Annotated in this window: 11 protein-coding genes; 6 read left to right on the plus strand and 5 right to left on the minus strand. The window is 75.9% G+C overall.

Features of this window, described 5'->3' with window-relative positions:
• Nucleotides 1-95: 95 nt before the first annotated feature.
• Both J1G43_RS18510 and J1G43_RS18515 read left to right on the plus strand, forming a co-directional pair.
• Nucleotides 96-1,355: an LCP family protein gene (locus tag J1G43_RS18510; RefSeq protein WP_207371504.1), complete on the plus strand. Its 1,260-nt coding sequence runs from the start codon at nucleotides 96-98 to the stop codon at nucleotides 1,353-1,355.
• Nucleotides 1,356-1,876: 521 nt separating this feature from the next.
• On the plus strand, nucleotides 1,877-2,794 hold the full coding sequence (locus J1G43_RS18515) for an LCP family protein (RefSeq protein ID WP_307859665.1): 918 nt from the start codon (nucleotides 1,877-1,879) through the stop codon (nucleotides 2,792-2,794).
• 22 nt (nucleotides 2,795-2,816) lie between these two features.
• Here J1G43_RS18515 and purE read toward each other — a convergent pair whose 3' ends face one another.
• From purE to J1G43_RS18540, 5 genes are all read right to left on the minus strand, one after another.
• Nucleotides 2,817-3,353 carry a 5-(carboxyamino)imidazole ribonucleotide mutase gene (purE, locus tag J1G43_RS18520; protein ID WP_207371505.1) on the minus strand — a complete coding sequence of 179 codons (537 nt, stop codon included), beginning with the start codon at nucleotides 3,351-3,353 and terminating at the stop codon, nucleotides 2,817-2,819.
• Complete coding sequence (locus J1G43_RS18525) at nucleotides 3,350-4,540, minus strand: 5-(carboxyamino)imidazole ribonucleotide synthase (protein WP_207379062.1); 1,191 nt, start codon at nucleotides 4,538-4,540, stop codon at nucleotides 3,350-3,352. Before J1G43_RS18525 ends, purE begins: the two co-directional genes overlap by 4 nt.
• A 61-nt stretch (nucleotides 4,541-4,601) precedes the next feature.
• Entirely contained in the window at nucleotides 4,602-5,792 is a 1,191-nt protein-coding gene (gene manA / locus J1G43_RS18530) for a mannose-6-phosphate isomerase, class I (RefSeq protein WP_207371507.1), read from the minus strand.
• A 74-nt stretch (nucleotides 5,793-5,866) separates the two neighbouring features.
• On the minus strand, nucleotides 5,867-7,186 hold the full coding sequence (locus J1G43_RS18535; protein WP_207340929.1) for an ATP-binding protein: 1,320 nt from the start codon (nucleotides 7,184-7,186) through the stop codon (nucleotides 5,867-5,869).
• Nucleotides 7,187-7,189: 3 nt separating this feature from the next.
• Nucleotides 7,190-7,924, minus strand: coding sequence for a response regulator transcription factor (locus tag J1G43_RS18540; protein WP_207340928.1), 735 nt, complete (start codon nucleotides 7,922-7,924; stop codon nucleotides 7,190-7,192).
• 188 nt (nucleotides 7,925-8,112) lie between these two features.
• Here J1G43_RS18540 and J1G43_RS18545 point away from each other — a divergent pair, with 188 nt between their 5' ends.
• From J1G43_RS18545 to J1G43_RS18560, 4 genes are all read left to right on the plus strand, one after another.
• Nucleotides 8,113-9,468, plus strand: coding sequence for a sensor histidine kinase (locus J1G43_RS18545; RefSeq protein WP_207379063.1), 1,356 nt, complete (start codon nucleotides 8,113-8,115; stop codon nucleotides 9,466-9,468).
• Nucleotides 9,465-10,199, plus strand: a complete 735-nt coding sequence (locus tag J1G43_RS18550) for a response regulator transcription factor (protein WP_207340926.1) — start codon at nucleotides 9,465-9,467, stop codon at nucleotides 10,197-10,199. The genes J1G43_RS18545 and J1G43_RS18550 overlap by 4 nt, the downstream gene beginning before the upstream one ends.
• Before the next feature lie 165 nt (nucleotides 10,200-10,364).
• Nucleotides 10,365-11,204, plus strand: coding sequence for an ABC transporter ATP-binding protein (locus tag J1G43_RS18555; protein ID WP_307859666.1), 840 nt, complete (start codon nucleotides 10,365-10,367; stop codon nucleotides 11,202-11,204).
• A complete protein-coding gene (locus J1G43_RS18560) occupies nucleotides 11,204-13,759 on the plus strand; it encodes an FtsX-like permease family protein (RefSeq protein ID WP_207371510.1) in 2,556 nt (851 codons plus the stop codon). Before J1G43_RS18555 ends, J1G43_RS18560 begins: the two co-directional genes overlap by 1 nt.
• Nucleotides 13,760-13,785: the final 26 nt, after the last annotated feature.

Below are 13,785 nucleotides of genomic sequence, written 5' to 3' on the forward strand. Positions count from 1 at the left end.
CTGGGCGGGTCGCCGCCCGCCATCTCCACAGATCCTCCACCGCGCCGGTGCGCAGCTCACCCGCATCGACGACCCGGCTCTTCTACGATCGTCCCGTGACCACCCGCCACGCAGCTCCGCGGCGCCCACGTGCGCCCCGGCACGCTCGTAACCTGCACCGACAGGGTGTCCTGCGGGGCATCGCGCTGGCCGTGACGAGCGTCGTGGTGTTCGGTGCCGCCGGCGGCGCGGCCTTCGCCGCGCGGCTCAGCAACAACGTCGACGGCCTCGACATCTCCGAGCTCGTCGAGGCGGCGCCCACCCCGAGCGACGCGCCCGACCCTGCCGACGCGAACGCGGGACGCGCCGTCAACGTCCTGGTCCTCGGCTCGGACCAGCGCGACGGCGTGAACGCGGACATCGGTGGCGACGAGAAGGGCATGCGCTCGGACACCACGATCCTCGTGCACGTGTCCGCCGACCGCACCCGCGTCGAGATGGTCTCCATCCCCCGCGACTCGCTCGTCGACGTGCCGGAGTGCACGCTCACCAACGGCCGGACGACGAAGGCCCAGCGCAACGCGATGTTCAACTCGGCGTTCGCGATCGGGTGGGACTACGGCGGCGACCTGGACTCCGCCGCCGCGTGCGCGGTCAGCACGCTGCAGGCCAACACCGGCGTCACCGTGTCCAACGTGGTCGTCGTCGACTTCGCCGGCTTCCAGAACATGATCAACGCGATCGGCGGTGTGCCGATGTGCGTGGAGCAGGACGTCTACGACCGCTACACCGGGCTGGACCTCACGGCGGGCATGCACGTGCTCGACGGTGCCACCGCGCTGCAGTACGCGCGGGCCCGGCACGGCACGACGTTCGACGGGTCGGACACGATGCGGGCGGGTCGTCAGCAGAAGCTGCTGGCGAACGTCGCCAACGAGGTGCTCTCGAAGAACCTGCTCACCGACGGCGCGCAGCTCATGCAGTTCCTCAGCGCGGCGACGCAGTCGGTGACCACCGACCTCGGTGTCTCGGACCTCACCGGCCTCGCCTTCAGCCTGCGCGGCATCGAGCGTGGGAACATCACGCTCATGACCGTGCCGTGGGCACCTGCGCGCAGCGACGCGAACCGTGTGGAGTGGACCGCCGAGGCCGACGAGCTGTGGGCCAACATCGCCGCGGACCGGCCCATGCTCGGTGAGCCGGAGCCGCCCGCCGCCGATCCCGCGGCGCCGGCCGCCCCCGCCGCCCCGGCCGACCCGGGCGCCCCCGGCGAGGCGCCCGCCGCCCCGCCCGCTGCGGAGCCCACGCCGACCGACACCAAGACACCCGGCGTCGACGCCTTCACCGCGGCCGACGCCGCGTCGACGAGCTGCTGACGCCCGTGCCCCGCCGCCCGGACGACGCGACCCCGCCGCCGAGCTTCGCGCCCGACGGCGGGCGCGCGCGCCCTGACACCGACGGTGCACGCGTCGTCGGTGGTCCCGGCGCCCGCCCCGCCCCGCCGGCCCGCCTGGTCCGGCGACCCGCGCCGTCGCGTGACAGCGCTGCCGCACCCGCCACGGCCCGTGCGCCGCGCGCGACTGCGGCCGCCGCGCCGGGCGGTGCGGTGCCGACCTCCCGGGCGGAGGCACCGTCGGTCCCCGCCGCCGCACCGCGCCGGACACCGGTCGCGATCCCCCCGGCCGGTCCCCGGCCCGCCGCCGCGCCGGGACCAGCCGGCGGACCGCGACCCGCGGCCGCACCGCCACCGCCGCGCAGCACCGCGCCCCGGCGGGCGGGCGGCGTCCGACCGACCGGCCGCCCCGTGGGCGCCGTCCCCGCGGGTCCGCGGACCGCGCCGCCCGTCCCCCCGGTCGCACCGGACCGCGGCCGGCGACGTCGGCGACGGCTGACCGTGGTGGCGCTCGTCGTCGCCGCGGCGCTGCTCGCCTGGCCGATCGGCCTGCTGGTGTGGGCGAACGGGCTGCTGCGGCACACCCCCGCACTGTCCGGCGCGGCCGGCACCCCCGGGACGACGTACCTGCTGGCGGGCTCGGACGCACGCGGCGACGAGGGCGGCATCGCCGAGGACGGCACCGAGGGGCAGCGGACCGACACGATCCTGCTGCTGCACGTGCCCGCCGACGGGCCGACCGCGCTCATCTCGCTGCCCCGGGACACGTACGTCGACGTGCCGGGGTACGGGGGCGCCAAGCTGAACTCCGCGTTCGCGTGGGGCGGCGCACCCCTGCTCGTGCAGACGGTGGAGGGTCTGACGGGGCTCACCGTCGACCACTACGCCGAGATCGGCATGGGCGGCGTCGCCCACCTGGTCGACGCCGTGGGCGGCGTCAACCTCTGCTACGACGGCGACGTGGACGACGCGGACTCCGGGATGGTGTGGACCGCGGGGTGCCACGACGTCGACGGCGGCACCGCACTGGCCTTCGCGCGCATGCGCAAGGCGGACCCGGCGGGCGACGTGGGGCGTGCGCAGCGGCAGCGGCAGCTGATCGGCGCCGTGATGGGCAAGGTCAGCCCCCGCTCGCTGGCGTTCGACCCTGGCGCGCAGGTGGCGCTGGTCGACGCCGGGACCGGCGCCCTGACCTTCGACGACGAGGCCGGCGTGCTGGACGTCGCGCGGCTGGCGCTCGCGTTCCGGGACGCGAACGGCGAAGGCGGCGTCACGGGCACCCCGCCCATCGCGAGCATGGACCACCGTCCGGGCGGCATCGGGTCGACCGTCCTGCTCGACCCCGAGCAGGCGCCCGTGTTCTTCGCCGCGGTCCGCGACGGCACCTTGCCGCCGGGCCAGGTGGGCGGACCGCCCGGCTGAGCCCGTGACGGTGCGGCGCGGCTCAGGCGGAGAAGCCCGCCGCAGGCCGCGTCGCGCGCGCCCGCAGGCGCTCCCCCTTGGCGTCGGCCTGCGCCCGCAGCCCGTCCTGGAACTCGGCCATCGCCGTGCGGAGCCGCTCCGCCTCCGGTCCGAGCCCGGACGCCAGGATGCGCACCGCGAGCAGCCCGGCGTTGCGGGCACCGCCCACGGACACCGTCGCCACCGGCACGCCCGCCGGCATCTGCACGATCGACAGCAGCGAGTCCATGCCGTCGAGGTGCGCGAGCGGCACGGGTACGCCGACGACCGGGAGCGGCGTGACGGCCGCGAGCATGCCGGGCAGGTGCGCCGCACCCCCCGCCCCGGCGATGACGACGCGCAACCCGCGCGCCGCCGCGTCACGCCCGTACGCCACCATCTTGTCCGGCTGCCGGTGCGCCGACACGACGTCGACCTCGACGGGGACGCCGAACTCGGCGAGCGCGTCGGCCGCCGCCTGCATGACCGGCCAGTCGGAGTCGGATCCCATCACGACGCCCACCAGGGGTGCCTCGCTCATGCCGTACCTCCGTCGCCGGGACGCTCACCGCGCAGGACCGCCGCGGCAGCCCGGGCGCGGGCGCGCACGTCCTCCAGGTCGTCCCCGGACACGTTGACGTGCCCGAGCTTGCGGCCGGGCCGCACCGCCTTGCCGTACAGGTGGACGCGGGCGCCGGGGTCCGCCCCCAGCACCGCCGGCAGGGCGTCGGTCAGGTCGTCGAGCGTGCTGCCCAGGACGTTCGCCATGACGGTCCAGCGCGCCACGGGCGCGACGTCCCCCAGGGGGAGGTCGAGCACGGCGCGCAGGTGCTGCTCGAACTGGCTCGTGACGGCCCCGTCGATCGTCCAGTGCCCCGAGTTGTGCGGCCGCATCGCCAGCTCGTTGACGAGCACGCGCGGTGCGGCGCCGTCCGGACCGGGCACCTCGAACAGCTCGACCGCCAGGACGCCCGTCACCCCGAGCCCGTCGGCGACCGTGCGCGCGACCCGCTCGGCCTCGGCGGCCGTGGCCGGGTCCAGGTCCGGCGCCGGCGCGACCACCTCGGCGCAGACGCCGTCGCGCTGCACGGACTCGACGACGGGCCACACGGTGCTGCGTCCCGACGGCGTGCGCGCCACGAGGACGGCGAGCTCCCGTGTGAACGGCACCAGCTCCTCCGCCAGCAGCGCGGGGCCGGAGCCGTCGGCGGCTGCGGCGCACCACGCGACGACGTCCGCCGGCACGGGACCGTCGCCGACCACCCGCACGCCCTTGCCGTCGTAGCCACCGCGCGTCGTCTTGACGACCGCGCGCCCGCCCGCGGCGTCCCGGAACCGCTCGAGGTCGGCGAGGTCGGCGACGGGCGCCCAGCGCGGGCACGGCACGCCGAGCTCGGTGAGCCGTCGGCGCATCACCGCCTTGTCCTGGGCGTGCACGAGCGCGGCCGGGGTGGGGTGCACCGGCACCCCGCGGGCGGCGACGGCGTCGAGCACCGGCGCGGGCACGTGCTCGTGCTCGAACGTGAGCACCTGGGCACCCTCGACGAGGGCCAGCACGGCGTCGACGTCGGCCGGCACGCCCACGGGGGCGTCGGGCACGGCCTGCGCCGCCGAGACGTCGGGCCCCTCGGCGAGGACGCGCAGGTGGAGTCCGAGTGCGGTCGCGGGGCCCGCCATCATGCGGGCGAGCTGCCCGCCGCCGACGACGGCCACGGTCGGAGGTGTCACGGACGACGAGGGTAGCCGGTGACCGGCCGGCACCTCGCCGGCGTCCCGCGCCGGGCGACCGTCACGGCACGGACGCCTGCACGACCCGTCCGCCGCCCGCGGCCGTCAGCACGCCGTCGGAGGCCGGGACGAAGGCGGCCTGCCCCGCCGTCAGGTCGAGCACGGCCCCGTTGTGCGCCATGAGCCGGACCTCGCCCTCGAGGCAGAGGACCACCCGCGGGCCGCCACCGGGGATCCGGCAGCGCGCGTCCGAGACGCGGGTGACGGAGAGCTCGAAGTCGTCGACCGGGACGTAGAAGACGTCGGTGGCGTCGTACACGTGCTCGGCCGCGATCCGGATGGGCGGGGCGGCGACGCACTCGACGATCCGGAGCAGCTCGGGCACGTCGACGTGCTTGGCGGTGAGCCCCGCGCGCAGCACGTTGTCGGAGTTCGCCATGAGCTCGACGGCGAACCCGTCGAGGTACGCGTGGACGGCACCGGCGGGCACGAAGAGCGCCTCGCCCGGCCGCAGGCTGACGGGGTTGAGCAGCACGGCCGTGACCGCACCCGGGTCGCCCGGGTAGGCGCGCTCGAGCACGTCGACCGCCCGGTCCGTCCGCGGGGACGGCGACCCCGTGCGCAGGCGGGCGCGGAACGCGTCGGCCAGGTCCCGCACCTCGTCCGGTCCGGGCCGGGTGGCCTCGCTGACCAGCAGGGTGAACGCCTCCTGCATGCCCGTCGACGTCGGGTCCGACGTGACGACCTTGTGGAGCTGCCGTGCGGTCGGGTGGTCGACGCCGTCGAGGATCTCCGCGGCCCGGCGCGGCGCGCGGAACCCGACGAGCGCCTCGAACGGGGACAGCGCGTACACGAGCTCCGGCTTGTGGTTGCGGTCGCGGTAGGACCGCCGCGGGTCGTCCAGGGGGACGCCGCGCGCGTCCTCGCGCGCGTACCCCTCCTGCGCCAGCTCGACGCTCGGGTGGACCTGCAGCGACAGCGGACGTGCCGCCGCGATCAGCTTCAGCAGGAAGGGCAGACCCGTGCCGAAGCGGGACACGACGTCCTCACCCAGCGTCGCGACGGGGTCCACGGCGATCGCCTGGTCCAGCGGCACGGCCGGGGCACCGGCCAGGTGGGACGGCGCTGACCTGTGGGCGCCGAACCACGCCTCCGCGACGGGTGAGCCGTCGGCAGGACGCCGGAGCATCTCCGGGATGGCGGTCGACGATCCCCAGGCGTACCCCTGGATCGCCGGCTCGAGAAACTGCACGGCTTCCCCCTCGCGGACTCTGTGCGGGACAGCCTACCGGGGGAAGGTGAGGGCCGGTGGGACCGGTGGGCCGCTCACCACCGGCGCTCGCGGCGCACCGAGACGACCGCGCCACGGGGCAGGACGACGTCGGGTCGCAGCGAGGCCGGCACACCCGACAGGAACAGCGCGAAGACCGCCGGTCGGCGCTGCGCGAGCTCGAGGCGGCCCCCGTCGGCGTTCGCGAGGTCCCGGGCGAGCGCGAGACCCAGCCCCGTACCGGCCCCGGAGGTGACGTCACGCTCGAAGATGCGCGGCGCGAGGTCGTCGGGCACGCCCTCGCCCTCGTCGCCGACCTCGACGACGACCGCCCGCGACGACCCGCCGGCGCGGGAGCGGACGGTCGTGGTCCCGGCGCCGTGCTTGAGCGAGTTCTCGATGAGCGTCGCCAGGACCTGCGCGAGCGCGCCGGGCGTCGCGAGCACCTGCGTGGCGGGGTCGACGTCCACGACCAGGCGGCGCCCGGCCGCCGCGAACGTCGGCGACCACTCCTCCTCCTGCTGGTGCACGACCTCGTGCAGGGAGATGGCCTCGGTCGTGCCACCCTGGGCGCGCCGCGAGCTGGCCAGCAGGTCGTCGACGACGCGCACGAGCCGCTCCACCTGCTCCAGCGAGATCCGGGCCTCCTCGCGGACCTCCGGCTCCCCCGCGGTGAGCATGATCTCCTCGAGGCGCATGGACAGCGCCGTCAGCGGGGTGCGCAGCTGGTGGGACGCGTCCGAGGCGAACTGCCGCTCCGCCGCCAGGCGACCGGCCATCCGGTCGGCGCTGCGGGCCAGCTCGGCGGCGACCAGGTCGATCTCCTCGACCCCGGACGGCTCGAGCTGCGGGCGCACCTGGCCCGACCCGAGCTGCTCGGCGGACGCCGCCAGGTACACCAGGGGGGCGGCCAGGCGGTTGGCCTGCCAGATCGCCATCGCGATGCCCGCCGCGAACGCGACGACGGCGGCGACGACCACGAGGGCGATCACCTGGGTGGACATCCAGAAGATGTCCCACCACGAGACGTACAGGAGCACGGTGGCCGCCGTGGTCGACGTGACCTGGACGGTCAGCCGACGCTGGTCGACGGTCGGCCCGGCCCGGTAGGTCTCCCCGTCGGGGGTACGCACCACGACCGTGGCGCTGAGCTCGCCGTCGCCCCCCGTGTACGGCTCGAGCATCCGGTCGGAGAGGGCGATCTGCTGGTCGACGCGGAAGTCGACGGTGCGTGCGACGGACTCGGCCCGGATCTCCAGGCCGCGCAGCTCGTTCTCGCGCACCAGCTGCGCGCCGAGGAACGCGAGCGGGAACCCGAGCAGCACGACGGCGACCGTCACGGCGGCGATCGTCGCCTGCAGGACGCGACGTCGCACGTGTCAGACCCGGTCGAGCGGACCCGCCGCCGCCTCGGAGACCACACCGGCGCCGTCCGCGGCACCGGTCTCGAAGCGGAAGCCCATCCCCCGGACGGTCGAGATGTAGCGGGGGGCGTTGGCGTCGTCGCCGAGCTTGCGGCGCAGCCACGACACGTGCATGTCGAGGGTCTTGGTGGACCCGCTCGGGTCCGAGCCCCACACCTCGCGCATGAGCGTCTCGCGCGCCACGACCGTGCCGGCGGCGGCGACGAGCACCCGCAGCAGGTCGAACTCCTTGGCGGTCAGGTGCAGCTCGCGCTCCCCCTGGAACGCACGGTGCGCCGCGACGTCGACCCGGACGTTCTGCGCGTGCAGCTCGTCCTCGTCGGCCGGGTCCCCCACGGAGCGGCGCAGCAGGGCACGCACGCGGGCCAGCAGCTCGGCCAGCCGGAAGGGCTTGGTCACGTAGTCGTCGGCGCCCGCGTCGAGCCCGACCACCAGGTCGACCTCGTCCGCGCGCGCGGTGAGGACCAGGACCGGCGTCGTCAGGCCCTGGCTGCGGATCGCGCGCGCCACGTCGAGCCCGTCCATGTCCGGCAGGCCGAGGTCGAGCACCACCAGATCGGCGCTCGCCGCCCCGTCGATCGCGCCTTGACCTGTGCCTTGCACGCGCACGTCGTAACCTTCACGCCCGAGCGCCCGCGCCAAAGGCTCGGCAATCGCGGGGTCGTCCTCCGCCAGCAGCACCTGGGTCATTCCGCCATGTTAGGTCACGGACTCGTCCGGGCGCGGCAGTCCTCGGTCCCGACCCGCCGGACGGTCCCCCGATCGTGATCCGGCAGGGCGCACCGCCCACGGCGCTGGTCCCCCGGGCGGACCCCGACCCCCCGCCGGTCCGACCCGGGGTGCACGCCGACCCGGCGGCGGCGTCCTAGTCTCGGGGGATGTCGTGGTGGGACCGCCTGTGGCGCTGGGAGGACACGCACCGCCTCGGTGTCGACGTCACGATCACCGTGCTGCTCGGGCTCGCGCTGGCGCCGGCGTCGATCGCCGCCCTCGGCAGGCGGGCACCGGGCCTGGACGCGGTGTTCGTGTCCCTGTGCATCGTGGGCGTCGTCGTGCCCCTCGCGTGGCGACGCACCCACCCGACGGCATCGGTGACGACGATCTACACGTGCGCGCTGCTGCACGTCGTGGCCGGGTTCCCCGTGCTGCCCGTGGACGCCGTCGTGCCGTTCGCGCTCTACTCCGTCGCCCTGCACGGTCCGCGCTGGGCCCACCGCACCGCCCTGGCCGGCGCCATGGCGGGCGCACTCCTCGTCGGTACCTGGCTGGCCCTGCAGTACGGCCGGCCCGCAGCAGCCCTCCTCACGGTCTTCGTCGCCAGCATCTTCCTGGTCGCGTGGGCGTTCGGCCTGGTGCGGCGTGCCCGCCGCGAGCACCTGGAGGCGCTCGTCGACCGCACCGAGCGGCTCGAGGTGGAGCGTGACCAGCAGGCGATGATCGCCACCGCCGCGGAACGCGCCCGGATCGCGCGCGAGATGCACGACATCGTCGCCCACAGCCTGTCCGTGGTCATCGCGCAGGCTGACGGCGGCCGGTACGCGGCCGCGCACGACACGGCGGCGGCCACGCGCGCCCTCGGCACGATCGCGGAGACGGGGCGTGCGGCGCTCACCGACATGCGCCGGCTGCTGGGCGTGCTGCGCGAGACCCCGGGCGCCGCACCCGGTGGCGCCGCGCCGGGCATCCTGCCACCGGCCGACGAGCGCGACGCCCCCGCGGGCACGGCAGCCGTCGCCACGACGACGCCGCAGCCCGCGGTCGAGGACGTCGAGGCGCTCGTGGCGCAGATGCGGGCCAGCGGCATGCGGGTGTCGTTCGTCCGCCTGGGCACGCCGCGGCACCTGCCGCCCGGCGCCGGCCTGACCGTCTACCGCATCGCGCAGGAGTCGCTGACCAACGTGCTCAAGCACGCGGGCCCCGACCCCGGCGTCACCGTCATGCTGCAGTGGCACCCCGCTGCCGTCTCGCTCGAGGTCAGCGACGACGGCCGGGGCGCCGCCGCCGACGCCGACGGGCTCGGCCAGGGACTGCTGGGCATGCGGGAGCGCGCCACGATGTTCGGCGGCACCGTCACGGCCGGGCCACGGCCCGGGGGTGGCTACCGTGTGCGCGCCACGCTGCCGACGCCGGGGGCGCGCGACGCCGCCGACGGGACGGACGCCGCCCCCGCCGCGCACACCACGACCCCGCCTCGTCGCACCACCCAAGACCCAGCCGGAGGAACCACCCCGTGACCACGACAACGCCCGACGCCGGCGCACCCGTACGCGTCGCCCTCGTCGACGACCAGCAGCTGGTGCGGGCCGGGTTCCGCATGGTCATCGACTCGCAGCCCGACCTCGAGGTCGTGCTCGAGGCCGGCGACGGTGCGCAGGCCGTGCGGGCGCTGGACCCGCAGTCACGCACCGCGACCGGCCCGGTCGACGTCGTCCTCATGGACGTGCGCATGCCCACGATGGACGGGCTCGAGGCCACCGAGCGCATCGTGTCGCGCGCGACGGCGGACGCGCCCGCACCCCGGGTCATCGTGCTGACGACGTTCGACCTCGACGAGTACGTGCTGGCCGCGATCCGTGCGGGGGCCAGCGGCTTCCTGCTGAAGGACGCCCCGCCCGAGGAGATGCTGGCCGCGATCCGCACCGTGCACCAGGGCGACGCCGTGATCGCGCCGTCCAGCACCCGGCGCCTGCTCGAGCACCTGGTGACAGCCCTGCCCGGTGACGCACCCGCCGCCACGGAGGACCCCGCGCACCGCGCGGTCGCCCAGCTCACCGACCGCGAGCGCGAGGTGCTCGTCCTCATGGCCCGCGGCCGGTCCAACACCGAGATCGGGCAGGACCTGTTCGTCGCCGAGGCGACGGTGAAGACGCACGTGGGCCGGATCCTGGCCAAGCTCGGGGCGCGCGACCGCGTGCAGGCCGTCGTGGTGGCGTACGAGGCCGGTCTGGTCCGTCCGGGCTCCTGAGGGCCGAGCGGCCGGGCGCCGCCCGTCGCCCGGCCGGATGACGAGTCGCCGGGCTGCTGCGGCCACGGGATGACGTCGGCGTCGGCCGGACCCGCCCACGGCGGGACGCGGTGGCACCGTGCGCGCGGCGAGGCTGGTGCCACACCGCGAGACAGGAGCACCACCGTGCACACCACAGCCCCCCGCCCCGACCCGTCGCCGGCGGGCGCCGCCACCCCGGCGTCGCGCGCCCGCACGCTGACGAAGGTCTACGGGACGGGACCCGCCGCGGTCCGCGCGCTCGACGGCGTCGACGTCGACTTCGCGACGGGCGCGTTCACGGCCATCATGGGGCCGTCCGGGTCCGGCAAGTCCACCCTCATGCACCTGCTCGCCGGGCTCGACGACGCGACGTCGGGCACCGTGCACCTGGGCGACACCGAGATCACCTCGCTCGACGACGACGCGCTGACCCGGCTGCGCCGCGACCGCGTGGGATTCGTCTTCCAGTCGTTCAACCTGCTGCCGATGCTCACGGCGGACCAGAACATCGTGCTGCCGCTGGACCTGGCCGGTCGCACGCCCGACGCCGCGTGGTTCGACACGCTCGTCGACACGCTCGGCCTGCGACCGCGCCTGACGCACCGCCCGAGCGAGCTGTCCGGCGGCCAGCAGCAGCGCGTCGCGATCGCCCGCGCGCTGATCGCGCAGCCGGAGGTCGTCTTCGCCGACGAGCCCACCGGCAACCTCGACTCGCGCTCGGGGGCCGAGGTGCTCAGCTTCCTGCGTCGCTCGGTGCGTGAGCTGGGCCGCACGATCATCATGGTCACGCACGACCCGACGGCCGCTGCGTACGCGGACCGCGTGGTGCTCCTCGCGGACGGCCGGATCGCCGGCGACATCGCCGACCCGACGCCGGAGTCGGTGCTCGCCGGGCTCGAGGGCCTGCGGGTCCTGGAGTCGCCCGCCGGCACGCCGACCGGCGCGACGCCGGTCGTCCGCCTGCCGACGGGTGGGCTGCGCTGATGCTGCGACTCACCCTCGCGCAGATGCGCAGCAACATGGGCCGGCTGGTCGCGGCCGGCATCGCCGTCCTGCTCGGGTCGGCGTTCGTCACCGCGGCCCTCACGGCCGGCGACGTGATCACCCGCGGCGCGTACGACGCCGCCACGGCGACGTACGGCACGGCCGACCTCATCGTCGACCGGACCGACGAGCCGCCGTTGTCCGAGGTGCTGGACCGGGTGCGCAGCACGCCCGGCGTGGCGGCCGCGGACCCCGCGCTCCTCGGCTGGGCGGACCTCCGCAGCGGCCGGCGCAGCGTGTCGCAGACCGTCATCCCCGTGCCCTCGGTGCCCGAGCTCGGCTCGCTCCAGGTCGCGAGCGGCCGTGCGCCGGTGACCGCCACCGAGATCGCGCTGCCCACCTCGACCGCCGAGCGGCTCGGGGTCGGGGTCGGCGACACCGTCGTGTCGACGTGGCGGGAGGCGGCTGCGGAGGACTCGCCGGCGTCGGCCGGCGTGGACGTGGACGACGCGGCCGGCGTGCTGGACGAGGAGCAGGTCGAGCGCACCGCGGACGTGCGCGTGGTCGGCCTCGTCGAGGACCCGCGCGGGGCATGGTCCCGGTACGGCGGTGCGGCGCTCGCGACGACCGACGCCGTCGTCACGTGGAGCGGGTTCAGGGACATCGACGCCATGCACGGCGCCGAGGTGCTGGTCCTCGCCGACCACGACGTCGCCACGGTGCAGGCCGCCCTGGTAGGTGCGGTGCCGGGGGCCGGTGTCGCGACCCGCGACGAAGCGGCGGTGAGGACCGTCGAGAACCTCGGCGGGGGTGACGTCATCGCGATGGTCGCGCTCGGGTTCGCCGCCGTGGCGCTCCTCGTGGCCGCCCTGGTCATCTCGAACACGTTCCAGGTCGTCGTCGCGCAGCGGACCCGCATGCTCGCCCTGCTGCGCTGCGTCGGCGCCCGCCGCGGCCAGCTGCGCGCCGCGGTCCTGCTGGAGGCGGGCATCCTGGGCCTGGTCTCCGGGACCGCGGGCGTCCTCACCGGCCTCGCCCTCTCGCAGGGCTCGCTGGTGGTGCTGTCGCGCGTCCAGGGCGACGTGCCGCTGCCGGCGCAGGTGCAGCCGAGCCTCGGCAGCACGCTGGTCCCGGTGCTCGTCGCCGTGGCGGTGACCGTCGGCGCGGCGCTCGTGCCCGCCCGGGCCGCGACACGGGTGTCACCCGTGGCGGCGCTGCGTCCCGCGGACGCCCCGACCGTGCGCGCGCGTCCCGGCAGGGTGCGGCTCGTCGTCTCCGCGCTCCTGGTGCTCGCCGGCAGCGGCGCCCTCGTCGGCGGCGTCGTGATGGGACGCGCAGGTGTCGGCCTCGACGCGATGCTGCCGCTGGCCCTGGGGGTGCTCGGGGGTGCGACGTCGTTCGTGGGTCTGCTCGTCGGCGCCCCGCTGTGGATCCCCCCGATCGTCTCGGCGGTCGGCCGGCCGGTGTCGGCGATCAGCGCGAGCGCGCGGCTCGCCGCCGCCAACACCGTGCGCAACCCCCGGCGCACCGCGGCGACCAGCACCGCGCTGGTGATCGGCGTGACGCTCGTCGTGATGATGAGCACCGGTGCCGTGTCGGCCCAGGCCGCGCTCGCGCAGGAGATGGACGAGCGCAGCCCGGTGGACCTGATGGTCCTGGGCGAGGAGCAGCTGGACGCGGACGTCGTGTCCGACGTGGCGGGGCTCGACGCGGTCGCGACAGCCGTTCCGGCGCGTCGCGGCGGGCTCGAGTCGCCCGACGGCCTGAGCCAGGAGGCGGTGGTCGTCGACCCCGCGAGCGCGGACCTGCTGCTGCGCGACCCCGCCGCCGCCGCCGCGATCGCGGGCGGACGCAGCGTCGCGCCGCACGGCTGGTCGGGCGACGAGCCCCGGCTGACGGTCCGGGCCCCGGCCACCGGCGGTCCCACCACGCAGATCGACGTCGTGCGCCGGGACGGGAGGATGATCCTGCTGACCGCCGACGCGGCCGATGCGCTGCAGCTGCCCGACGCCACGTCGGCACTGCTGGTGCGCCTGGCCGACGGCGCCGACGCGACGACCGCCCTGCAGGACGTGCAGGACGTGATGGCGAACGAGGCCGTCGTGGTGATCAGCGACGCAGCGGACCGGCAGGGCATCGAGCAGGTGATCGACGTGATGCTCGCCATCGTCATCGGCCTGCTCGGCGTGGCCGTCGTCATCGCGCTGATCGGCGTGACCAACACGCTCTCGCTGTCCGTGATCGAACGACGTCGCGAGTCCGCGACGCTGCGCGCGGTGGGGCTCTCGCGCCGAGGGCTGCGCGCGATGCTCGCCACCGAGGGCATGTTGATCGCGGGCGTGGGGGCGCTCATCGGCAGCGTCCTGGGCCTGCTCTACGGCTGGGCGGGTGCGGCCACGGTGTTCGGCCCCTTCGGGGACGTGCGGCTGGCGGTGCCCTGGGCGCACCTCGCGGCGGTGCTCGCCGTCGCGGTCGTCGCCGGCCTGGCCGCGTCGGCGCTGCCCGCCCGGGCGGCGGCGCGCACACCGCCCGTCGCCGCGCTCGGCGTGGACTGAGCACCGAGGACGGCCGCGCCACCCGG

Origin of the sequence: Cellulomonas sp. zg-ZUI22 (genome assembly GCF_017353535.1) — a bacterium.
Lineage (GTDB): Bacteria > Actinomycetota > Actinomycetes > Actinomycetales > Cellulomonadaceae > Cellulomonas > Cellulomonas wangleii.